The sequence below is a fragment of the Mesobacillus subterraneus genome (genome assembly GCF_020524355.2).
In the GTDB taxonomy this organism is placed as follows: Bacteria; Bacillota; Bacilli; order Bacillales; family Cytobacillaceae; genus Mesobacillus; species Mesobacillus subterraneus_C.
Genome location: NZ_CP129019.1, coordinates 4,278,655 through 4,301,975 on the forward strand (window position 1 = coordinate 4,278,655; position 23,321 = coordinate 4,301,975).

At 44.6% G+C, this 23,321-nt stretch carries 23 protein-coding genes, 3 pseudogenes and 2 other annotated features; of the genes and pseudogenes, 1 reads left to right on the forward strand and 25 read right to left on the reverse strand.

What is annotated here, in order from left to right; genetic code table 11:
* Positions 1 to 6 precede the first annotated feature (6 nt).
* From LC048_RS22340 to rplA, 4 genes are all read right to left on the reverse strand, one after another.
* The gene (locus LC048_RS22340) at positions 7 to 609 is read right to left on the reverse strand and encodes a class I SAM-dependent methyltransferase (protein ID WP_226606642.1); all 603 of its coding nucleotides are present in this window, start codon (positions 607 to 609) and stop codon (positions 7 to 9) included.
* Positions 610 to 853: 244 nt separating this feature from the next.
* Complete coding sequence (gene rplL / locus LC048_RS22345; RefSeq protein WP_023626441.1) at positions 854 to 1,216, reverse strand: 50S ribosomal protein L7/L12; 363 nt, start codon at positions 1,214 to 1,216, stop codon at positions 854 to 856.
* Positions 1,217 to 1,273: 57 nt separating this feature from the next.
* A complete protein-coding gene (gene rplJ / locus LC048_RS22350; RefSeq protein ID WP_226606645.1) occupies positions 1,274 to 1,774 on the reverse strand; it encodes a 50S ribosomal protein L10 in 501 nt (166 codons plus the stop codon).
* 31 nt (positions 1,775 to 1,805) lie between these two features.
* Positions 1,806 to 1,942 (reverse strand) — a sequence feature (ribosomal protein L10 leader region).
* A 50-nt stretch (positions 1,943 to 1,992) separates the two neighbouring features.
* Positions 1,993 to 2,685, reverse strand: coding sequence for a 50S ribosomal protein L1 (gene rplA / locus LC048_RS22355; RefSeq protein ID WP_226606648.1), 693 nt, complete (start codon positions 2,683 to 2,685; stop codon positions 1,993 to 1,995).
* Between the two features lie 99 nt (positions 2,686 to 2,784).
* Here rplA and LC048_RS22360 point away from each other — a divergent pair, with 99 nt between their 5' ends.
* On the forward strand, positions 2,785 to 2,913 hold the full coding sequence (locus LC048_RS22360) for a hypothetical protein (protein WP_264188532.1): 129 nt from the start codon (positions 2,785 to 2,787) through the stop codon (positions 2,911 to 2,913).
* 76 nt (positions 2,914 to 2,989) lie between these two features.
* On the opposite strand, the gene rplK is transcribed toward LC048_RS22360, so the two are convergent.
* The 21 genes and pseudogenes from rplK to LC048_RS22465 form a co-directional block, all read right to left on the reverse strand.
* A complete protein-coding gene (gene rplK, locus LC048_RS22365; RefSeq protein WP_142999694.1) occupies positions 2,990 to 3,415 on the reverse strand; it encodes a 50S ribosomal protein L11 in 426 nt (141 codons plus the stop codon).
* Between the two features lie 171 nt (positions 3,416 to 3,586).
* Positions 3,587 to 4,120: a transcription termination/antitermination protein NusG gene (gene nusG, locus LC048_RS22370; RefSeq protein WP_102265214.1), complete on the reverse strand. Its 534-nt coding sequence runs from the start codon at positions 4,118 to 4,120 to the stop codon at positions 3,587 to 3,589.
* Positions 4,121 to 4,298: 178 nt separating this feature from the next.
* Positions 4,299 to 4,481 carry a preprotein translocase subunit SecE gene (gene secE, locus LC048_RS22375; RefSeq protein WP_041966537.1) on the reverse strand — a complete coding sequence of 61 codons (183 nt, stop codon included), beginning with the start codon at positions 4,479 to 4,481 and terminating at the stop codon, positions 4,299 to 4,301.
* 51 nt (positions 4,482 to 4,532) lie between these two features.
* Complete coding sequence (rpmG, locus tag LC048_RS22380) at positions 4,533 to 4,682, reverse strand: 50S ribosomal protein L33 (protein WP_031308209.1); 150 nt, start codon at positions 4,680 to 4,682, stop codon at positions 4,533 to 4,535.
* Between the two features lie 156 nt (positions 4,683 to 4,838).
* Positions 4,839 to 5,489, reverse strand: a complete 651-nt coding sequence (sigH, locus tag LC048_RS22385; RefSeq protein WP_306048831.1) for an RNA polymerase sporulation sigma factor SigH — start codon at positions 5,487 to 5,489, stop codon at positions 4,839 to 4,841.
* Between the two features lie 69 nt (positions 5,490 to 5,558).
* Positions 5,559 to 6,068: an NYN domain-containing protein gene (locus LC048_RS22390; protein WP_226606653.1), complete on the reverse strand. Its 510-nt coding sequence runs from the start codon at positions 6,066 to 6,068 to the stop codon at positions 5,559 to 5,561.
* Positions 6,069 to 6,070: 2 nt separating this feature from the next.
* A complete protein-coding gene (rlmB, locus tag LC048_RS22395) occupies positions 6,071 to 6,829 on the reverse strand; it encodes a 23S rRNA (guanosine(2251)-2'-O)-methyltransferase RlmB (protein WP_226606687.1) in 759 nt (252 codons plus the stop codon).
* Between the two features lie 253 nt (positions 6,830 to 7,082).
* Positions 7,083 to 7,487, reverse strand: a complete 405-nt coding sequence (locus LC048_RS22400) for a Mini-ribonuclease 3 (RefSeq protein WP_226606656.1) — start codon at positions 7,485 to 7,487, stop codon at positions 7,083 to 7,085.
* A gap of 3 nt (positions 7,488 to 7,490) precedes the next feature.
* Positions 7,491 to 8,888: a cysteine--tRNA ligase gene (gene cysS, locus LC048_RS22405; protein WP_226606658.1), complete on the reverse strand. Its 1,398-nt coding sequence runs from the start codon at positions 8,886 to 8,888 to the stop codon at positions 7,491 to 7,493.
* Complete coding sequence (epsC, locus tag LC048_RS22410; protein WP_226606660.1) at positions 8,878 to 9,564, reverse strand: serine O-acetyltransferase EpsC; 687 nt, start codon at positions 9,562 to 9,564, stop codon at positions 8,878 to 8,880. The genes cysS and epsC overlap by 11 nt, the downstream gene beginning before the upstream one ends.
* 659 nt (positions 9,565 to 10,223) lie before the next feature.
* Positions 10,224 to 10,455 (reverse strand) — a binding site (T-box leader).
* A 68-nt stretch (positions 10,456 to 10,523) separates the two neighbouring features.
* A complete protein-coding gene (gltX, locus tag LC048_RS22415) occupies positions 10,524 to 11,981 on the reverse strand; it encodes a glutamate--tRNA ligase (RefSeq protein WP_306048834.1) in 1,458 nt (485 codons plus the stop codon).
* Positions 11,982 to 12,066: 85 nt separating this feature from the next.
* A pseudogene (gene ispF, locus LC048_RS22420) lies at positions 12,067 to 12,550 on the reverse strand (2-C-methyl-D-erythritol 2,4-cyclodiphosphate synthase).
* 44 nt (positions 12,551 to 12,594) lie between these two features.
* Positions 12,595 to 13,287, reverse strand: a complete 693-nt coding sequence (ispD, locus tag LC048_RS22425; RefSeq protein WP_226606667.1) for a 2-C-methyl-D-erythritol 4-phosphate cytidylyltransferase — start codon at positions 13,285 to 13,287, stop codon at positions 12,595 to 12,597.
* Positions 13,288 to 13,649: 362 nt separating this feature from the next.
* Positions 13,650 to 14,759: a PIN/TRAM domain-containing protein gene (locus LC048_RS22430; RefSeq protein WP_306048836.1), complete on the reverse strand. Its 1,110-nt coding sequence runs from the start codon at positions 14,757 to 14,759 to the stop codon at positions 13,650 to 13,652.
* A 245-nt stretch (positions 14,760 to 15,004) separates the two neighbouring features.
* Positions 15,005 to 16,078 carry a DNA integrity scanning diadenylate cyclase DisA gene (disA, locus tag LC048_RS22435; RefSeq protein ID WP_306048838.1) on the reverse strand — a complete coding sequence of 358 codons (1,074 nt, stop codon included), beginning with the start codon at positions 16,076 to 16,078 and terminating at the stop codon, positions 15,005 to 15,007.
* A 4-nt stretch (positions 16,079 to 16,082) separates the two neighbouring features.
* Positions 16,083 to 17,463 (reverse strand): annotated as a pseudogene (gene radA, locus LC048_RS22440) (DNA repair protein RadA).
* Positions 17,464 to 17,932: 469 nt separating this feature from the next.
* A complete protein-coding gene (gene clpC / locus LC048_RS22445) occupies positions 17,933 to 20,371 on the reverse strand; it encodes an ATP-dependent protease ATP-binding subunit ClpC (protein WP_306048840.1) in 2,439 nt (812 codons plus the stop codon).
* A gap of 4 nt (positions 20,372 to 20,375) precedes the next feature.
* Positions 20,376 to 21,459: pseudogene (locus LC048_RS22450) on the reverse strand (protein arginine kinase).
* 2 nt (positions 21,460 to 21,461) lie between these two features.
* The gene (locus LC048_RS22455; RefSeq protein ID WP_226606680.1) at positions 21,462 to 22,007 is read right to left on the reverse strand and encodes a protein-arginine kinase activator protein McsA; all 546 of its coding nucleotides are present in this window, start codon (positions 22,005 to 22,007) and stop codon (positions 21,462 to 21,464) included.
* A gap of 27 nt (positions 22,008 to 22,034) precedes the next feature.
* Positions 22,035 to 22,496: a CtsR family transcriptional regulator gene (locus LC048_RS22460; RefSeq protein WP_226606683.1), complete on the reverse strand. Its 462-nt coding sequence runs from the start codon at positions 22,494 to 22,496 to the stop codon at positions 22,035 to 22,037.
* Between the two features lie 359 nt (positions 22,497 to 22,855).
* A complete protein-coding gene (locus tag LC048_RS22465; RefSeq protein ID WP_306048842.1) occupies positions 22,856 to 23,140 on the reverse strand; it encodes a hypothetical protein in 285 nt (94 codons plus the stop codon).
* Positions 23,141 to 23,321: the final 181 nt, after the last annotated feature.

Consider the following 23,321-nt stretch of genomic DNA (forward strand, 5'->3'; position numbering starts at 1 on the left):
CTCACGTCAACATTTAACAGATTTGAGAATAAAGTAACCTTTACTTTTCGCCACAATGTCAGCATCGTTAAATAACTCTTTCATTTTTTCCATCGCGGACGGCGCACCCTGTTTCTTTTGGATGACGACCCATAGCTCTCCACCTTTAGCTAGATGCAGAAAACTTTGTTCAAAAATATCATGTACGACTTTTTTTCCGGCACGAATCGGCGGGTTCGTCAGAATTGCATTGAATTCTTTTTCCACCACTCCAGTCAGCCGGTCACTTTCATAGATCTTCACGTTGGTCACTTTATTTTCGGACGCATTTTCCTCAGCAAGCATAATCGCTCTTTCATTGACATCCACCATGTGGACAATCGCTTCTGGATAAGCCTTGGCTAACGAAAGGCCGATCGGTCCATAGCCGCAGCCGACATCGAGAATCACACCATCGTTTTTATTCAACTCAAAAGTGTCAATTAATAACCTCGACCCAAAATCAACTTCCTTTTTCGAAAAAACTCCAGTGTCAGTCTTAAAGCGGAAGCTATTCCCCTTCAATTCACTTTCCCATTTCGAAGGATTGCTTTCAGTGCTGGGTTTGCGGGAGTAATAATGTTCAGACAAAATCTCTCACCTCCACGGGGATTCATTTGAAGAATGCGATCGCGGATTGCATTGCTACTGCGGTATTATAAACTTTTTAAAATTAAAAAGCAAAAGCGAAAAGCGGAAGCGCCTTGGTCAGCCCTGACAAGCGCTGAACCTGGACATTTCTACTTATTTCAAAAGTTCTCTTCCAATTTGCCTTCAAAAAATAAAAGCGAAAAAAAAGCCCGCTGTAGCAGCGAGCTTTTTATTGTAAGGTTGATTACTTAACTTCGACGTTAGCTCCAACTTCTTCAAGCTTAGCTTTGATTTCTTCAGCTTCTTCTTTAGAAACGCCTTCTTTAAGAGCTTTAGGAGCGTTGTCAACAACTTCCTTCGCTTCTTTAAGACCAAGACCTGTGATTTCACGAACAACTTTGATAACCTTGATCTTCTGGTCGCCAGCAGATGCAAGTACTACGTCAAATTCAGTTTGTTCTTCAACAGCAGCTCCAGCAGCTCCACCCATCATAGCAACAGGTGCAGCAGCAGTTACGCCGAATTCTTCTTCGATTGCTTTTACTAGGTCGTTAAGTTCTAAAACAGTCATATTTTTAACTGCTTCAATGATTTGTTCTTGAGTCATGATTTGTTTCCTCCTAATAGGTTAGTTTTTTATTGTTAAGCGGTAATTATTTTTAGCTTACGCGCCTTGCTCTTCTTTCTGTTCTGCAACAGCTTTTGTAGCAAGAGCAAGATTGCGGATTGGAGCTTGAAGTACGCTGAGTAGCATAGAAAGTAGACCTTCGCGAGACGGTAGGTCTGCAAGTGCCTTGATTTCTTCTACTGTAACGATGTTGCCTTCAACTACGCCCGCCTTGATTTCAAGCGCTTCGTGCTTCTTAGCGAATTCGTTAAGAATCTTCGCTGGCGCTACTACATCTTCAGTACTGAACGCGATTGCGTTAGGACCAGTTAAAGATGTGTTTAAGTCAGCAAGTTCAGCAGCTTCTGCAGCACGGCGTGTCATAGAGTTCTTGTAAACTTTGAATTCTACGCCAGCTTCACGAAGTTCTTTACGAAGTTCAGTTACTTCAGAAACTGTAAGTCCGCGGTAATCAACAACGATTGTTGATTTGCTTTCTTTTAGTTTGCCAGCAATCTCGTCAACGATTTGCTTTTTCACTTCGATGATTTTGCTCATCCTTACACCTCCTGTAGATTTTTCATTTATACCGATCAAATAAAAACCTCCGCATCAAGACAGACACGGAGGAAGTATACAATAGTAAAATTGTTGCTCTATCGTATGACCTCGGCAGGTTATTAAGCTAAGAGCCCCTGCTGTCTGCGGTACAAATGTTATTTTATTTTCACAACAAGAAGAATTATATCTAATGCTTCTTTAATTGTCAAATACTATTATTTTACAGTTGAAGGATCTACCTTAACGCCAGGTCCCATTGTAGTAGAGATCGTAACGTTCTTCATGTAAGTTCCTTTTGCTGCAGCTGGCTTAACCTTCATCATAGTTTCGAAGATTGTGTTGAAGTTTTCAACAAGCTTGCCATCTTCAAAAGAAACTTTTCCGATAGGTACGTGGATGTTACCAGACTTATCAACGCGGTATTCTACTTTACCAGCTTTGATTTCGTTAACTGCTTTCGTTACATCGAAAGTAACTGTGCCAGTCTTAGGGTTTGGCATTAAGCCTTTAGGTCCCAATACGCGGCCAAGCTTACCAACTTCACCCATCATGTCAGGTGTTGCAACGATTACGTCAAAGTCGAACCAGCCTTGCTGGATCTTATTGATGTATTCTGCATCGCCAACATAGTCTGCGCCAGCAGCTTCTGCTTCTTTTAATTTTTCGCCTTTAGCGAATACTAGTACACGTTGAGTTTTACCAGTTCCGTTTGGAAGCACAACTGCTCCACGGATTTGCTGGTCAGCTTTCTTAGGGTCTACACCCAGACGGAAAGCAGCTTCAACTGTAGCGTCGAATTTAACTGTGCTTGTCTTTTTAGCAAGCTCAACTGCTTCAGCAGCTGTATATGCTTGAGAGCGATCTACAAGCTTTGCAGCTTCAAGATACTTCTTACCTTTTTTAGCCATTTTTATTTCCTCCTGTATTGTGGTTTTAACGGAATAACCTCCCACGATGAAAAGCGGAGGCGCCTCATCCAGCCCCGACAAGCGCTGGAGGGCCGACCGATGATGTCATTCTTTGACTTCACCGGGCGGACCGAAGCGGTCGGGGGGCTAGGCGCCGGAGCTAGACAACGAAAAGCGGTGGCACCTTTTTCCAAAGCACCAGAGCTCGAAAAGCGAAGGCGCCATTAAAGGCGCCGTTTCAGACAAAAGGTTGCGGGTGAAATCTAATTCAGCTCCGCAACCCTTTAATCCTCTGCAGCAGAAATTAGTCTTCGATATTGATTCCCATGCTGCGTGCAGTACCTTCAACCATGCGCATTGCTGCTTCAACGCTAGCTGCGTTTAGGTCAGGCATTTTCTGTTCAGCAATCTCACGTACTTTCTCACGCTTGACTGTTGCTACTTTATTACGGTTTGGTTCACCAGAACCAGACTGGATTCCAGCTGCTACCTTCAAAAGAACTGCAGCAGGAGGAGTTTTCGTAATAAATGTAAATGAACGGTCTTCAAAAACCGTAATTTCAACAGGAATGATTAGTCCAGCTTGATCAGCTGTACGAGCGTTAAATTCCTTACAGAATCCCATGATGTTAACACCGGCTTGACCTAGTGCAGGTCCAACTGGTGGTGCCGGATTGGCTTTGCCAGCAGGGATTTGCAATTTAACCATCTTAATTACTTTTTTAGCCACGAGACACACCTCCTTAAAGTCCGTGATGTGGTAATAGGGGATTTTCCCCTCCCACTCATCTTAAAAGTCTTTATATAAAATAAAGTACTTGAATATATCTGTCAATCGTCCAAGACATACTGACCTATGAAATATTAACACTTTTTAAAGTTGAATTCAAGTTTTTTCAAATTATAATTTTTCAATCTGTGAAAATTCGAGTTCCACCGGCGTATCCCGGCCGAACATATTAACAAGAACTTTAAGCTTTGCCTTGTCCTTATCAATCTCTTCGATAGTTCCTGTAAAGTTGGCAAATGGCCCTTCGCTTACCTGGACAGTTTCACCAAGTTCGAAGTTGATATCAACCTTCTTCTCCTCAACTCCCATGCGCTTGAGGATGAACGTCACTTCTTCAGGCAATAACGCGGTCGGTTTTGAACCTGCACCAGCAGAGCCAACGAATCCAGTTACGCCTGGCGTGTTGCGGACAACATACCAAGAATCATCAGTCATGACCAATTCTACCAGGACATAGCCCGGGAAAGTCTTTCTCTTAACAACTTTCTTTTTACCATTTTTGAAATCTGTTTCTTCTTCTTCAGGAACGATAACACGGAAGATTTTATCTTGCATGCCCATTGTTTCAACGCGCTTTTCAAGATTTGTCTTGACCTTGTTCTCGTAGCCTGAGTAAGTATGAACTACATACCAATTCTTTTCCATCTTAGAGGACTAAATCGTCCGTCCCTCCCCATTTCCAAACACCTGGGCCTTACTGTCATACGAACACTGCAGCCCTGGCATTGAATGCGAATTTTTCAAGCAAATAAAAAACCCGTTATCCGGGCTTTTAAACTTGTCCTGCGTTTATATTTTCCATTATACCATGAGTGCGCAGTGGTTATTCAAGAATTAAGCGAATCAATTCAGAAATACCAAGGTCTAACACTGCGAAGAATAGAGCAGCGAAAGCAACTGTAGACAAAACTGTAATCGTGTAGCGAGTCAGTTCTTTGCGTCTAGGCCAGCTGACCTTTCTCATTTCACGTCCAACTTCACTGAAAAAATTAGTGATGCGCTGCATTTTGTAACCTCCAACTTATCGGGATTCCATATGATGATCTATCTGAAAACCTTATTTCGTTTCCTTATGAACTGTATGGGCACCGCAGTTGCTGCAGTACTTTTTCAGCTCCAGCCGTTCTGTTTGCGTTTGCTTGTTGCTTGTTGTGGAATAATTGCGGGAACCGCATTCCTTACAAGCAAGAGTCACTTTATTGTTCATTGACACTACACCCGCTTTTAACAGGCTGATTCCAATCTAATTCCATGAAACCGCCATCTATTATATCTTTAAAAAGATACCACGGCTGATAGCTTGTGTCAATAAGTGCAAGGGAGATTAAAAGTCAGTTTTGTGGCTATTTCTCGGCAATTCAGCTTACACTGACAGCTCTCTCAGCTCAAGGTACCTCTCAAGCTTCCGCTTTACGCGCTGAAGCGCATTGTCGATTGACTTGACATGGCGATTCAGTTCTTCAGAAATTTCCTGGTAGGATTGTCCGTCCAAATATAATGCGAGCACTTTTCGTTCAAGGTCACTCAGCAGCTCTGACATTTTCACTTCAATCTGGTCAAACTCTTCCTGATTAATAAATAACTCTTCGGGGTCCATCACTTTGGCTCCGGATAAAACATCCATCAGCGTCCTGTCTGATTCCTCATCATAAATTGGCTTGTCCAGGGAAACATAGGAGTTAAGCGGAATATGTTTTTGCCTAGTAGCCGTCTTGATGACCGTAATGATCTGGCGGGTGATGCATAATTCTGCAAATGCTTTGAATGATGTCAGCTTGTCCTCCCGGAAGTCACGGATTGCTTTATATAAGCCGATCATTCCTTCCTGAACGATGTCTTCCTTATCTGCTCCAATCAGGAAATAAGAGCGTGCTTTCGCCCGAACAAAGTTCCTGTACTTGTGAATCAGAAAATCAAGGGCATCACTTTCTCCTCTGTGCACTGCTTCAATAATTTCTTCATCTTCCAGCAACAAATAAGCGTCATTTAAACGATTCGCGATGTCAGCACTCATTTCGTTTCCCCCCGCCCGCACATACAGTTAGAAATATTATACAGCAGGCTTTTTCAAGGCGTCAACAGGTCAATGCTCCCCTCTGCGCCATTTTTCGAAAATTTCTGCCACTTCTTTTGTAAGCGGAATCTTGGCACTCGGCTTCTTTTCCTGGATTACTTTCACCCGTTTTTCGATTTTTTTGCTGATTAAATTTGTTTCGTTAAGCAGCTCCCTTGCTGATTTCCTCAGGGCTCCCTGCCCAAAAATCGCCCACTGCTCGGTGTAATCTGAGGTGGCTACATGGATCTGCGTTTTGCGGTTGCTGAGGTCAATCGCCAGCCTCTCAATCCGCTCATCCGCAGTTTCATTTTCTTTTGTAAAAATAACTTCCACCTTATAATTTTTATATTTCTTTTGATTACCTGATACAAAATGTGCATCAAAAACAATGATGACGCGATAGCCGGTATATGCCTGATATTCAGCCATGATTTCCACCAGCCGGTCCCTGGCGGCGGAAAGTTCTTTCTTCTTCAAGCCGACCAGCTCCGGCCATGCGCCAATGATGTTGTAGCCGTCAACAAGCAGGATATCCATTCTTATTCCCCTAGCGGATGACGTTTGCGGTGAACTTCATACATCAACAGTGCCGCTGCAACTGATGCATTCAACGAAGTAACATGTCCAACCATTGGAAGACTTAAAAGAAAGTCACACTTGTCCCTGATCAGCCTTCCCATTCCTTTACCTTCGCTGCCGATCACCAGGCCAAGAGGCAATGCTCCGTCGATTTGACGAAAATCCTGCTTTGCCGATGCATCCGTTCCTGCGATCCAGACACCGCGTTCCTTCAACTCATCGATTGTCTGCGCCATATTCGTGACTCTCGCAACCGGGATATATTCGATGGCACCAGTTGATAATTTTGCAACTGTTGTTGTCAGTCCGACAGCTCTTCTTTTAGGAATGATAATCCCGTGAGCTCCTGATGCATCAGCTGTCCTCATGATCGATCCAAGATTGTGGGGATCCTCAATTTCATCCAGGAGCAAAAAGAAAGGAGCCTCATTTTTCTTCTCCGCTGCCGAGAACAAATCATCGATTTCCGCATATTCATAGGCTGCCACCTGGGCGATGACACCCTGGTGATTTCCATCAGCAAGCTGGTCGATTTTCTTTTTCGGGACAAATTGGACAATGACATTGGCTTCCTTCGCCATCCCGATGACCTGCTGCATCTGACCGCTTTGAGAGCCCTCAGCAATCAGGATTTTGTTAATGTCACGTTCTGATTTCAAGGCTTCGATCACCGGATTTTTTCCGATTATGTAATCCTGGTTTTCGTTTTGTTCTTGAATTTGGTCTGGTTTTTGCCCATGTTTCTGGTCACGCCTTGGCTCATGTTTTTTATCGCGTCTTGGATCGTGTTTTTGGTCACGCCTTGCCTCATGTTTCTGATCCTGGCCTCTGGCTGGTTTGGTCTTAGGCTTATCATCTGACTTTTGTGCCTGATTCCGCGCTGGCTTCCGCTTTTTATCATCAACTGGCTTTTGCCTATTATTCCGTTTTTGTTTATGTTGCTGTTTCTGGCTCATGGAATCTTCCTCCCTTCTATTCTTCAGCAAGTGCAAATATTGTAGCAATCAGTTCCTCAATCCGGTTTACATTGCCTTCTAGGTACAAGGAACCGATCAAGGCTTCAAATGCTGTGCTGTAACGGTATGTTTGGACATCGGTGTTTCTCGGGACAGATCCTGACTTCGCATTCCGGCCCCTTTTTACAATTGTTATTTCCGCATCGGACAGCTTCTCCAATTCGATTAGCTTGTGAAGGTATTTCGCTTGCGATTTTGCCGATACATAGGCGGTCGCTTCCTTATGCAGCTTGTTTGGCCGAACCTTGCCGCTTTGCAGCAGGTGATGGCGTACATACAGTTCATATACGGCATCACCCATGTAAGCAAGCGCCAGGCTATTCAATTGTTTTTCATCTACTTTTTGTTCATAATGCAGCATCATTTAGCCTCTTTTCCATCTGATGCCTTGCGGAGTATCTTCGATGATGATATTCAATTCCTTCAGCTGGTCACGAATTTCATCTGCAAGCTGGAAATTCCTGTCCTTGCGAGCCTGCGTTCTTTTTTCGATCAAGGCTTCGATTTCTTCATCAAGCAATTCCTCATCTTTTAGCGACAGGCCGAGAACGCTGAACAAAATCTCGAATTCCTTCATGAATGCGTTGATGACTTCCTCGGAAGTGTTTTTCTCCATCAAATACAGATTGGATAGCTTCGAAAGTTCAAACAGGGTGGAAACGCCATTTGCTGTGTTAAAGTCATCATCCATATCCTTGATAAACTGCTCACGAAGTCCGCCGATTTTATCCAGCCATTCCTGGTTGTCATCAGTAAGATTAGCAGTCGCTCCTAGTCGGTGCTTCAGATTTTGGTAAGATGTCTTCAATCGCTCGAATGCAGCCTTTGTCTTTTCAAGCAACTCCTGGCTGTAATTGATTGGATTCCGGTAATGAACGGAAATCATGAAAAATCTTAATACCTGTGGATCAATCTGCTTAATGATGTCATGGACTGTGACAAAATTGCCAAGTGATTTGGACATCTTTTCATTGTCAATATTGATATATCCATTATGCATCCAGTAGCGGGCAAATGTCTGTCCTGTTAACGCCTCTGACTGGGCGATTTCATTTTCATGGTGCGGGAAGGCCAAATCCTGTCCGCCTGCATGGATATCAATTGTGTCTCCGAGATATTCACGGGCCATCGCCGAGCACTCAATATGCCAGCCTGGACGTCCTTTTCCCCAAGGACTATCCCAGGAAATCTCGCCTTCCTTTGCCGTCTTCCATAGCACAAAGTCAAGCGCATCCTGTTTCTTTTCTCCAACCTGGATCCTTGCTCCAACCTTCAGCTCTTCAATGGATTGATGGGAAAGCTTGCCGTATTCTTTGAATTCTCTCGTGCGGTAGTACACATCTCCGCCTGACTCATAGGCAAAGCCTTTTTCAATCAGGGCGCTGATAAAGTCGATAATCAAATCCATTGTTTCTGTTACCCTTGGGTGTGCATCGGCTTTTTTGCAGCCAAGTGCGTGGACATCCTCAAAGTAAGCATCGATGAATCGTTGGGCAATTGTCGGTACATCTTCCCCGATTTCATTTGCTGCTTTAATCAGTTTGTCATCGACATCGGTAAAATTCGAAACAAAATTTACATCATAGCCCCTGAACTCAAGGTAGCGGCGGACCGTATCGAAAACGATGGCCGGACGGGCATTTCCGATGTGAATATAGTTATAAACGGTAGGACCGCAAACATACATTTTCACTTTTCCCTCTTCTAGCGGGATAAACTCTTCCTTGTTACGAGTAAGTGTATTATAAATTTTAATTCCCATTTCCCATGCCCCTTTCTTGCTTCGCAACTTCCAATTCTTCTTGTAATTTGACTAAGTCAAGTTCGTTTTTCAATTTAACCAGTTCCATTTCAATTTCTTTGCATCGATCTGCTACCGGATCCGGCAGATCTCGATGGTTGAAGTCCTTCTTGACCCTAATGCCATCCTGGATAACGATTTTTCCAGGGATGCCAACAACGGTAGAGTTCGGAGGTACATCCTTCAGGACAACCGATCCGGCGCCCACCTTAGAATTCTCCCCAATCGTAATCGACCCTAAAACCTTCGCCCCGGTCGCAATCAAAGCATTGTCATTGACAGTCGGATGGCGTTTTCCCTTCTCCTTGCCAGTACCCCCCAGGGTCACCCCCTGGAACACAGTCACATTATCACCAATCTCACACGTTTCACCAATGACGACCCCCATTCCATGGTCGATGAAAAAACGTCTGCCTATCTTGGCTCCCGGATGGATTTCTACCCCGGTGAAAAAACGGCTGATTTGCGAAATGGCTCTTGCGACAAAATAAAACTTCCGCTTGTAGAAAGCATGCGCCAAACGATGGGACCATATCGCATGCAGACCAGCGTATGTCAAAACTACTTCCAGCACGCTCCTGGCAGAAGGATCCTGGTCAAAAACAACATCTATGTCTTCCTTCATCATCTTAAACATGGCGAAATCCTCCTTCTTTAAAAAATTGATTTGAAATTTGCTCAGTAGTTAACACCTTTATTGCCGATATTAGGTTATAGCCTTATTAGTTCGGTTTATGTGACCATCACTATACTGTTCCGGCTTTTTCGGGCACATGTTCTTCATTTTTGTGACCGAAATCTTGCTCTTCCGGCTTTTTCGGGCACATGCTCTTCGTTTTTGTGACCGAAATCTTGCTCTTCGGGCTTTTTCGGGCACATGTTCTTCATTTTTGTGACCGAAATCTTGCTCTTCCGGCTTTTTCGGGCACATGTTCTTCATTTTTGTGACCGAAATCTTGCTCTTCGGGCTTTTTCGGGCACATGTTCTTCGTTTTTGTGACCGAAATCTTGCTCTTCCGGCTCTTTCGGGCACATGCTCTTCGTTTTTGTGACCGAAATCTTGCTCTTCGGGCTTTTTCGGGCACATGTTCTTCATTTTTGTGACCGAAATCTTGCTCCTCAGGCTTTTTCGGGCACATGTTCTTCATTTTTGTGACCGAAATCTTTCTCCTCAGGCTTTTTCGGGCACATGTTCTTCATTTTTGTGACCGGCAGCTCCTGAATCCAGCCTCTTCGGGCACATGCTCCAATCCGCCTGGCCAGTACACCATATAAAAAAGCGCCCCTGTCGTAAACGACAGAGACGCTTGATGCGCGGTTCCACTCTGTTTAGGCTACCTAAAACAATAGCCTCAACTTTCACCTGTTAACGGGAGGTCCCGCCCGATACTACTCAGGCACTGATTGCCTTTTCGCATAGGGACTCTGAGGCGCATTTCAAAAAATGAGAGGCCTGAACCACTTTCAGCCGGTGATGGTTCTCTCTAATAAGCGTCATTCTTCTACTTTTCCTCTTCAACACTTTGCTTATATAGAATTACTCTTACTATATTACATTTTTGAATTTCTGTTAACTAAAAAAGCTTAAAAAAGTTACTAGCCTAAAAGCTTCTGGACTCTTTCCATGACTTTTTCTTTGCCGATCAATTCCATTGCAAGCATCAGGTCTGGTCCATGTGTCTGTCCTGTCGCAGCCGCACGGACTGGCATGAACAGCTTCTGCCCCTTATGACCAGTTCCTTTTTGAACAGTCTTGACCGCTGCCTTGATTCCATCCGCCTTGAACTCTTCAAGCTTATCGACTTCGGCAAGGAATGCATTCAGCACTTCTGGAACCTGTTCCCCTGCAAGGACCTCTTTTGCTTCTTCATCATAGTTTACCTCATCGCGGAAAAATAAATCAGACATCTCGACGATTTCTGCTCCGAAGCTCATCTTATCATGATACAGGGAGATGAGATTGAGTACCCATGCTTCCTCTTCTGCACTGCGGTTCTCGCTGACTTTTCCAGCTTTAACAAGATGCGGCAGTGCCAGCTCAACAACACGGTCCAGATCCGCTTTTTTCATATATTGATTATTCATCCATGCAAGCTTCTGCTGGTCAAAGAGCGCAGGAGATTTCGAAAGTCTAGCCGGATCGAAAATCTCGATGAATTCATCCTTCGAATAAATTTCCTCTTCACCTGATGGAGACCATCCAAGCAGGGTAATGAAGTTGAACAATGCCTCTGGCAAATAACCAAGTTCTTCATACTGCTCAATAAACTGGATGATTGATTCGTCACGCTTGCTCAGCTTCTTGCGGCTTTCATTGACGATCAACGTCATATGACCGAATACCGGTGGCTCCCAGCCAAACGCTTCGTAAATCACAAGCTGTTTCGGTGTATTAGAAATGTGGTCATCCCCTCGAAGTACGTGGGAAATCTTCATCAAATGGTCATCGATGACAACCGCATAGTTATACGTAGGGGTACCATCTTTCTTGACGATGACATAATCACCCATGCCGTCGGACTCAAAGCTTACTTCGCCTTTTACCATATCATCGAATTTAAGAATTTTTCCCGCAGGAACCTTGAAACGAAGGCTCGGCTGGCGACCTTCTTTTTCAAACTGCTCCTTCTGTTCTGCTGTCAGGTTGCGGCAGCGTCCGGAGTATTGAGGAGTCTCATTGCGTGCAGACTGCTCCTCGCGCTCAGCCTCCAGTTCTTCCTCCGTGCAATAACACTTGTAGGCGTGGCACTTTTCAAGAAGCTCCTGATTGTATTGCTCATATATGTGGTTGCGTTCTGATTGGCGGTACGGTCCGTATTCGCCGCCAACATCGACGCTCTCATCCCAGTCAATTCCAAGCCACTGAAGGTACTTCAACTGGCTTTGCTCTCCGCCTTCGATATTGCGTTTTTTATCTGTATCTTCAATGCGGATAATGAACTTTCCGCCTCTGTTCCGTGCGAATAGATAGTTGAATAGAGCTGTACGGGCATTCCCGATATGTAAATGTCCAGTCGGACTCGGCGCATAACGCACCCGGATATCTGATGACATAGTGAATCCTCCTCCAATATAGCTATCCATTATTGTATCACTATCGATATATAAAGCGGAAGTGGCTTATCAAGCTGCCTGTGTTTTATTTCTCTATCTTCTTCAACAACACAGTTGCCTGGGAAGCGATACCTTCTCCCCGTCCAGGGAAACCGAGCTTTTCTGTGGTAGTCGCCTTGACGTTCACCTGGTCATGGGTGCCTTCCAATAAGCCTGCAATCCTTTCACGCATGGCTTCAATATGCGGGGCCATTTTAGGCTGCTGTGCGATAATCGTGCAGTCGATGTTCACAAGCTCGTATCCTTTTTGCTTTACAATTTTCCAAACGTGTTCAAGCAATTTTGCTGAATCAGCGTCCTTGAATTCAGGGTCAGTGTCCGGGAAATGTCTGCCGATGTCTCCTTCTCCGATTGCCCCAAGGCATGCATCAGCTACTGTATGTAAAAGCACATCGGCATCTGAAGTGGCCAAGCAGCCCCTTTTCATATGGAATCTCAATTCCGCCAATGATCAGCGGCCTGCCCTCCGTTAATTGATGTACATCGAAACCTTGTCCAATACGAAACATAATGAATTACTCCTTTTAAAATTATGCTGGGTTTATATACTCTATCAAACACCGGACTCCTTCCGCTTGCGCAGAATCGCTTCGGCAAAATATAAATCTTCTGGTGTCGTCAGCTTAATATTATCATAATCCCCTTCGATAATGCTGACTGGATGCGGGATCCGTTCGACAAGGCTTGATTCATCTGTACCGATGAATTGTTCCCTCATTGCCTTGTTATGTGCCTCAAGCAATACAGAAGCACGAAAAGCCTGCGGGGTCTGGACTGACCACAAACTTGAACGCTCAACTGTTTCAGCTACCCTGCCGTTGGCCGCTTTCTTGATTGTATCCTTGACAGGAACAGCTACTATTGCCCCGCCACCCTGGCTAGCAGCCTCCACAAGTTTGTGGACCGTTTCCGCTTTTATGAAGGGGCGGGCAGCGTCATGAACCAGCACAATCTCATTTAAACGGACATCCATTAACCCATTGAACACACTGTCCTGGCGTTCCTTTCCCCCTTGTACCAATGAAGATATCTTATGTATACTATACTCTTTTAACAAAGACTTGAACTGCTGCTCATCACTTGGACTGATTGCCAGAATGATGCCAGAGCATTCAGCATCTGCTTCAAACACCCTAAGTGTATGGATCAGGATTGGGACTCCTGCCAAAGGGAGCAGCAATTTATTTTTCCCTGCTCCCATCCTCTTCCCCTGACCCGCAGCCGGAATAATGACCTGATAAGGCATGACGAAAAACTCCAATCTATTTTGAAAAGTGCAAGCGCCTTGGTCAGCACCGACAAGCGACACGAGGAGCTAGACAGTGAAGTCACTCTTTGACTTCATTGGCAGCACCGGAACGTCTCGAGGAGTTAGGAGGCTCAGCTAGAGAAGCGACTCGAACGGCTATACACTATTCCAAATTATAAAAGTTATACTCTGTTATATAGGTACTACAAGATCAAGCAACTTGTCAGCCCACACAAGTGCTCAAGCTAGTCATCTCTAGAAGTGAAATACATATAAACGGGCAGTCGAGGCCCTGCTTCACACCTTCAATAAATCAATGAAGGAAGCGGGAATCAACTGCCCATATAGGCTTGATTCATTCAAAGAGGAATCAACTGATTATACTTTTTTTCCAACAGCTTTGGCTTAGCAAAAATCATTCTGCCAGCAGATGTTTGCAGCACACTTGTTACAAGAACATCGATACGCTTTCCAATGTAATCGCGGCCTTCTTCGACTACGATCATGGTACCATCATCAAGATACGCAATGCCCTGGTTATGTTCCTTGCCATCCTTGATTACCTGGATGCTCAATTCTTCTCCAGGAAGGACAACTGGTTTTACCGCATTTGCGAGATCATTGATATTCAGCACGGCAACCTTCTGCAATTCACATACTTTATTCAGGTTGAAATCATTCGTGACGACAACACCATTTGTCAGCTTCGCCAGCTTTACAAGCTTGCTGTCGACTTCCTGGATGTCATCAAAATCACCTTCATATATTTCTACTTTAATCTTAAGTTCCTTTTGAATACGGTTCAGGATGTCCAATCCACGTCGTCCTCGATTTCGCTTCAACACGTCAGATGAATCAGCGATATGCTGCAATTCTTCCAGGACGAACTGGGGAATTACGATGGTGCCTTCAAGGAATCCAGTCTGGCAGATATCCGCAACCCTGCCATCAATAATCACACTTGTATCGAGAATCTTCCACTCTCTTGCACGAGTTTCTTTTTCTTTATCCGCTTCTTCTTCAGTGCCCTTCTTCTTTGACCTTGAAAATAAACCAAGCAGTTCATCACGCTTTTTGAAACCAACTTGGAATCCAAGATACCCAAATAATAGTGTCAGGAGAGTCGGTGCAACTGTATTCACGACAGGCACCTGGATTGCATTAAGGGCAAACCCCACTAAAAATGCCACCAGCAAACCAAAGAAAAGGCCGACACTGCCAAAGAGGACATCTGTAATTGGCGCCTTGATCAGCGACTCTTCAGCCCACTTCACAAAATTGGTCACAGGATCTACGGTCCAAAAAGTAAGAAGATAAAAAATAAGTGCGCCCAAAACAGCAGTAACATAAGGATTATTGATGAGAGTCATGTCTCCCGCGTTCAATAATGATAATAAATCAGGAATTAAGAATATACCAAGCGTTCCCCCAATGATCAGGAAGCAGGCTTGAATGATACGTCTTAACATCCTTTCACCTCCTTTTACTCATTATAAACAACTTCCAAATTTTGAAACCCTCGTAAAAAACATTTTTTTAAAAAAACATCCAAATGAATATACGAATTTACCCTGACAAAAGTTACATCATTTGTACAATTAAAATGACAAAAACACTGCAAGATTGCCATTATCTCTATAGGAGTAAATCTCATCTTTAAGGTAGCACCAGGGCATGCAAGTGTCAATTAAAAGCAGTCCGCCAAAGTTTGGGATTACATTTGACGGTCCGCCATCAGCTGGTCCCTTATGAGTTTGAAGCCTTCTTTGATTTTCCGGGCTCTTACTTCGCCAATGCCCTCTACATCATCCAGTTCTTCAACGGTAGCTGATATCATATTTGTGAATTTGCTGAAACGTTTAATCAAATTCTCAGTAATGATCATTGGCAGCCGCGGAATTTTATTCAGCATTCGATATCCTCGAGGACAGATGAATTCATCCATATGCACATATCCCTGATGCCCGAGAAGCTTCAGGATGGTGGAATCTTCAATGACTCCCGCTTTTGAAAGCTCCTGGAATCGAGCCATCACCTCATCTGCCTTAACCTCCGATTCTGCTGAATAATCTTTGATGACAAGCAATGCTTCTCTTTCCATTTCAGATAAAAGCTCCTGCATTTGCAGACGGATCAGCCGTCCCTCTAGCCCAAGCTCGCTCAAATAGGTCATAAGCTCCGTCTTGATCCTCAATACCATTTCAAAACGATGGATAACCTGAAGCAAGTCATTATAGGTGACAAGATCTTCAAATTCGAGGATTCCCAGATTGGTGATGCTTTGTTCAAGGACGACCTTATACTTTTCCAACGTCTGGATTGCCTGGTTCGCCTTTGTCAAAATAACACCGATTTCCTTCAGGGCATAACGAAGGTGTCCCTGATATAGGGTAATGACATTCCTTCGCTGGGAAATGGCGATGACAAGTGCCTTTGTCTGTCTCGCGACACGTTCTGCTGTCCTGTGCCTCATCCCTGTCTCAGTAGAAGGCACTCCCGTATCAGGAGCTAATTGGGCGTTTGCGAATAAGATTTTGCTTCCAGTCTCATTTAAGATGATCGCACCATCCATCTTCGCCAGTTCATACAGATAGCTAGGACTGAACCTGCAGTTGATTTCAAAGCCGCCATCAACCAGGTTTTTTACTTTTTCATTGTATCCAAACACAATCAAACCGCCTGTCTTGACCCTGAGCACATTATCGATTCCATCCCTTAGAGGTTTGCCTGGAGCGATAAATTGAAGGATTTCACCTAACTCCTTTTCTTCAAGCTCTTTATGTTCCAATCCATCAACCTCCCAAGGTGACTTTTAGTGCATGGCTGACAGATGATACCCCGATAAGCTCAACTCCCCGTGGAGGAGTCCATCCGCCGAGATTGTTCTCCGGTAAAATAATTCTTTCAAAACCAAGCTTCGCCGCTTCCTGCACACGCTGCTCAATCCTAGAAACCCTCCTTACTTCCCCTGTCAGCCCCACCTCACCGATGATACAATCTGTAGCGCGGGTTGGTTTATCCCTGAAGCTCGAAGCAATGCTGACAGCCACCGCAAGGTCAATAGCCGGTTCATCCAGCTTAACTCCCCCGGCAACCTTCAAATAAGCATCCTGGTTAGCCAACAGCAAGCCGACACGCTTCTCCAGCACAGCCATCAGCAGCGATACGCGATTATGGTCGATTCCGGTAGCCATCCGCCTTGGATTCCCAAAGCTCGTTGGCGAAATCAAGGCCTGGATTTCAACTAATACCGGGCGTGTTCCTTCCATCGAGGCCACAACTGTTGACCCTGATGCCCCCTGGGATCTTTCCTCTAAAAATATCTCTGAAGGGTTCGCCACTTCTTCAAGGCCCACTTCCTTCATCTCGAAAATACCCATTTCATTCGTCGACCCGAAACGGTTTTTGACAGCCCGAAGGATTCTGTACGTATGGTGCCTTTCCCCTTCAAAATATAGAACCGTATCGACCATATGCTCCAGCAGTCTTGGTCCGGCGATCGAACCTTCCTTCGTGACATGTCCGACGATAAAAATGGCGATACCCTTTGTCTTCCCAATTCGCATAAGCTCTGCTGTACATTCCCTTACCTGTGACACACTTCCTGGCGCAGAGGTCACTTCCGGGTGGAAAATCGTCTGGATTGAATCTACGATTACAAAATCCGGATTATTATTTTCAATTGTCAGGCTGATTTCCTGCAGGTTCGTTTCCGAATAAACAAACAGGTTATCCGAGGTTACTCCAAGGCGGTCTGCGCGCAACTTTGTCTGCCTCATCGATTCCTCACCAGAAATATACAGCACTGAATGTGCCTTTTTTGCCAGCTGGTAAGATACCTGAAGCAATAGAGTCGACTTACCGATACCCGGGTCTCCGCCAATCAGCACCAGCGAACCCCTGACCACGCCTCCGCCAAGTACACGATTCAATTCATTCAAGTCTGTCGTAATCCGCGGCTCGCTGACTGTTTCAATACTAGTGATTGGGAGTGGCCTTTGCAGCAACACTCGTATTCCCTGTATTGGCAAAAGCTCCTCTTCTTGTCGAGCCAGTGCTTTCCACTTCCTCGACCATCTTATTCCACTGCCCGCATCCCGGACATTTCCCCATCCATTTTGGAGATTCATAGCCGCATTCCTGGCACATGAATTTCGTTTTTCTTTTTGCCATTTTCTTAGCCTCTCAATAAAAAAAAGTTATTATCATTATAATAAAGCCAAACAAGTAATAAAAGAAATGATAGCGACTGAAGCACCTATGTAATTTTTTCAACAAGGCATATTGGAGGTCATGAATCCAAAACTTTTACGTCTTCAATTAAATTATGTTCATATACAGATGCAACAATTCCAGCTATTTTTTTGAAAGCTGTTTTCTTGCAAGTGCAATCTCAGGGGATTACGAGGAAAGTTAAATTAGTAAAGCGCAAGCGCCTTGGGCAGCCCCGACAAGCGCTGGAGGCCCGGCCAGTGAAGTCGCTCTTTGACTTCATTGGTCGGACCGAAGCGACTCGAGGGGGTAGGCGCTTGCGCTAGACACTAATCCAAGTGTAAAAAATTTACACCTTCTTATTCAATTAGAAAAAAAGGGGTACACGTATTTAGTACGTATACCCCTTTTAATAACATATCAAGCCATTTTAAACTTTTGTCGATCCTTCTGGAGTCTTGACGACAAACTCGCCATTTTCAACGTCAATAACGACATTTTGCCCGGTAAGGACCGTTCCTCTGAGCAATTCTTCAGACAGTTGGTCTTCGATATGCTTTTGGATCGCACGGCGTAACGGACGTGCTCCGTATTCCGGATCGTAGCCTTCTTCGGAAATTTTCTCTTTCGCCGTTTCTGTCAGCTCTAAAGTGATTTCCTGTTCTTTCAAGCGCTTCACAAGCTGATCGGACATCAATGTCACGATTTCTTTCAGATGTGGCTTTTCTAGAGCATGGAAGACGATGATCTCATCGATACGGTTGAGGAATTCAGGACGGAATGCCTTTTTCAGCTCTTCCATCACTTTACCCTTCATATCTTTGTAATCCTGTTCTCCATCCTGGATATTGAAACCAACATATTTATTCCGCTTCAACGCTTCAGCTCCGACATTGGATGTCAGGATCATGATTGTATTGCGGAAATCGACTGTCCGGCCCTTGGAGTCAGTCAAGCTGCCATCCTCGAGTACCTGCAGCAAGATGTTGAATACATCTGGGTGTGCTTTTTCGATTTCGTCGAGCAGGATGACGGAATATGGCTTTCTGCGAACCTTCTCAGTCAGCTGGCCGCCTTCATCATATCCGACATAGCCTGGAGGTGAACCGACAAGACGTGATGTTGAATGCTTTTCCATGTACTCGGACATATCGACACGGATCATCGCGTCTTCATCTCCAAACATGGACTCTGCCAACGCTCTTGCCAATTCTGTTTTACCAACACCTGTTGGTCCAAGGAAGATGAATGAACCAATTGGACGTTTTGGATCCTTCAAGCCTGCACGTGCACGTCTTACCGCCTTGGAAACTGCCTTAACCGCTTCATCCTGGCCAATGACACGAGAGTGAAGGATTTCCTCAAGGTTCAGCAGTTTATCTGTTTCGGTTTGCGCCAGCTTAGAAACAGGGATATTCGTCCAGCTGGACACCACATGCGCGATGTCTTCCACTGTCACTTCACTGTTTTCCTTGCCCTGCTTTTCTTTCCATGTTTTCTTCGTATTTTCTAGCTGTTCACGAAGACGCTGTTCTGTATCCCTTAAGGAAGCAGCCTTCTCAAACTCCTGGCTTTGTACAGAAGCATCCTTCTCCTTGCGCACTTCCTCCAGCTTCACCTCAAGCTCCTTAAGGTTAGGCGGTGTGGTATAAGAGCGCAGGCGAACCTTCGAACCAGCTTCATCAATTAAGTCAATCGCTTTATCCGGAAGGAAACGGTCAGAGATGTAGCGGTCAGATAATTTTACCGCCGCTTCAATTGCCTCATCCGTAATCGATACTCTGTGGTGTGCTTCATAGCGGTCACGAAGCCCCTTCAAAATTTGCACTGATTCTTCCGCAGTTGGCTCATCCACGGTAATCGGCTGGAAACGTCGCTCTAGCGCAGCATCTTTTTCGATGTATTTACGGTACTCATCAAGTGTTGTCGCACCGATACATTGAAGTTCACCACGAGCCAATGAAGGCTTCAGGATATTTGACGCGTCAATCGCACCCTCTGCACCGCCGGCCCCGATCAGGGTATGAAGCTCATCGATGAAGAGAATGATATTTCCGGCCTGGCGAATTTCATCCATGACCTTTTTCAGGCGGTCCTCAAATTCACCGCGATACTTTGTTCCGGCAACAACCGTTCCCATGTCCAGTGTCATGACACGCTTGTCACGGAGGATCTCAGGCACTTCATTGTTTACGATTTGCTGTGCCAAACCTTCAGCAATCGCTGTTTTACCGACACCAGGCTCACCGATCAATACAGGATTATTCTTCGTCCGGCGGCTTAACACTTCGATGACACGCTGGATCTCCTTAGCACGCCCGATGACCGGATCCAGGCTGCCTTCCCTGGCGATTGCAGTTAAGTCTCTTGCAAGGCTATCAAGTGTAGGAGTATTGGCATTTGCCGTTCCACCTCCCTGATGACCAGAAGTTTCATTGCTTCCAAGCAGCTGCAGGACCTGCTGGCGCGCTTTGTTCAGGCTGACTCCAAGATTGTTCAGCACTCTTGCAGCCACGCCCTCTCCCTCACGAATCAATCCGAGAAGGATATGTTCAGTTCCAACATAGGAATGGCCCAACTTCCTTGCCTCATCCATGGAAAGCTCGATAACCTTTTTAGCTCTTGGCGTATAGTGGATTGTCTGGGAAGTTTCCTGGCCGCGGCCAATCAGGTTTTCAACTTCCTTCTGGATTTTCTCCGCTCCAAGGCCAAGTCCATAAAGCGCCTTTGCCGCAATTCCCTCTCCCTCACGCACAAGGCCAAGCAAGATGTGTTCTGTGCCGATATTGTTATGTCCAAGGCGGATTGCCTCTTCCTGTGCGAGTGCCAATACTTTTTGTGCTCTTTCGGTAAATCGTCCAAACATCATAAGATCATCCTCCTGACTCGTCTTTTGTTTCCATTTTCAATCGTTCTCTTATTAAAGCAGCTCTGCGGATATCCCGTTCATTCGGTCTTAATGGTCCTCCCGCATATTGCTGCAAAAACCCAGGCTGAGTTAATATCATCAATTCATTCAAAATCGATTTGGAAATATTTTTTATAAAGCCCATATCTATTCCAAGCCTTAAATCAGAAAGGCAACGGGCGGCTTCCTTCGTTTCGATGATTCTGCTATTGGCAAGTGTCCCATATGATCGAAACACTCTGTCTTCTAATTGTATGTTCGAAGTCTTCGCTAATGCTTCCCGCGCTGACCTTTCCTGAGATATAATCTGGCTTACGACACTTTTTAAATCGTCTACGATGTCTTCTTCCGATTTTCCAAGCGTAATTTGGTTCGAGATTTGAAAAATATTGCCGAGCGCTTCACTGCCCTCGCCGTAAATACCTCTTACCACCAAACCAAGCTGGTTAATCGCAGGGACAATCCTGTTCATTTGCTGTGTTAAAACAAGACCAGGCAGATGCATCATCACCGATGCCCTAAGGCCGGTCCCTACGTTAGTAAGGGCAGCTAGTCAAATAGCCGAATTTTTCATCAAACGCATAATTGACATAATCCTCTAGCCAGTCATCAATCTGATTGGCAGCCCTTAGAGCCTCACTAAGCTGGAAGCCCGGTAATAAACACTGAATCCTGACATGGTCTTCCTCATTGATCATGATGCTCACTTCTTCATTTTCAGATAGTAAGACAGCACCATGTACGGAGTTTTCTGCCAGATTCGGACTGATCAAATGCTTCTCGACTAACACCCTTTTCTGCAAAGGGGGAATTTCATCCATATTGATCATTTCCAACTGACCGAAGGTAGCTACTGATGTATTACTGGCACGTTCCATGATCGTACTTACCACTGCTTTTGCCTCTCCATTGGTGTACAGCGTCGGAAAGTTATATTCATCAAGATTCCTTGCAAAACGGATGCGAGAGCTAAGGACGATATCTGAATCTGGTCCATCATCACTCATCCAGGAGCTGACAGCCTGATTGATAAACTTCTCCAATGACAAGGCTACTCCCCTCCCTCTTGACCTGCTGACAATTTTCTTTCAAGTTCCCTGATCTGGTCTCTTGTCTCAGCAGCTTTCTCAAATTCCTCTGCAGAAATCAGGCTTTTCAGAGTTTGCTTAAGATGATCGATTGTCTTCCTTACATGAAGGTCCCCGCCGACTCTTCTAGGAATCTTTCCATTATGCATGGAATTACCACTATGGAGCCTCCTTACAATCGGGGTCAGCTGTTCGCGAAAAGCATCATAGCAAGTCGCACATCCAAACCGGCCTACTTTTACAAACTGTGGAAACGTCATCGAACATTGCGGGCACTGGGCCACTTGCTCCGTTTCAAACTCTTTTTTCTGTTCCGGAAAAGCAGGTTCCATATTTAATAGTCCGGCAAGTAAGCTATTGATCGAAAAAGCAGGGCCGTTGTTCATCATAAACAATTCGCCTTTTTCTTGTGCGCATATTTCACACAAGTGCAATTCCGTTTTTTCACCATTTGAATAATTCGTGAAGTGCAGCGTTGCCGGCCTTTGATTACACTCTTGGCAGATCATGCCCTCACCTCTTTATCTGCTTTGATATTATTTATACTTCAATGCCATCAGCATTGCTTTCAACATTCTCGCACGCAGCTCATCACGCTGTGGCAGCTCTATATACAGGACGGACCTGTCGAGCACACTCAGCATAATTTTTGCTTCACGGTCAGTCACTACATCTTCCTCTACAAGACGGAAGATGACATGCTCAGCGCTGCTTTGCGAAATACGTACTTGAATCAAAGACAGTAAATCATCAATCAAATGTGCATGATCATAAGCCTGGACTTTGATGATCCGGATGTAGCCGCCGCCACCCCGTTTACTCTCAACAAGATAGCCCCGTTCAATCGTGAACCTTGTATTGATGACATAATTGATCTGGGACGGCACGCACTGAAATTTATCGGCGATTTCACTTCGTTTGATTTCAACGATGTCTTTATCGCTCATTTCTAAAACCTGCTTGAGGTAATGTTCTATGATGTCCGATATATTCCTCACTAAACCTCCCCCAATCTGACTTTGACTATATTTGACGTTAATTATACAAAAAAAATTTTTCCGATGCAATGAATGCATCCCGAATTCACTTCTCCAAAAATTATGTATGCCAAAAGATGTTAATAAGGGGATTGTTGGCTATTATACCCATTTTAAGGCGAATGGAAACTTATATCAGGAAACATCCAAGAAATTTTATGATCAGGAACAGCTTCGGAGTGCAGCTGGCGGAGCGAAAGAATGGTACAGCGTTAATGTGTATTTGCACGGAAAAATAGTAAAAGGAAAATTTCTATTTTTCATCAATGAGAAGGCTGTTATATTTTATTGTCTGAGATTCTCACCTGTGCCTGTATCGACTAAATTGCTAATTTACCAAAGAAAATAATGAAGACTAATAGCGCTGATAGCCCCATAGTCAGGAAGACTGTTGAAAAGCTCCTGGCTATGCTCTTCCAGTCTTTCATACCTGAAAGCCCGATGAACCCAATACATAAAGTCATTAAAGTCGCACCTAAAAGCAGGACGTGTGGGTGTGTTCCAAAGATGGTGTAATCAATTGGCCCTGTAAAGGAAAATAGGTAAAATAGTAAAACCCAGATAGTCGATAAAATGAATGACCAATAATTCAATAGTCTTATCATGGATTCCTCCTATTATCATTGATAATTATTTAATGAAGGATCTTTCTATTATTGGAGTGACGGGTGCTTATGTGCTTATGATTTTATTATTCAACAAAAGATTCATTTATCCTTCTGAAACTATAGAGGCATGGGATTAATTGTATTATGACTATGGATAGATAATGATTGTTTGCTAGGT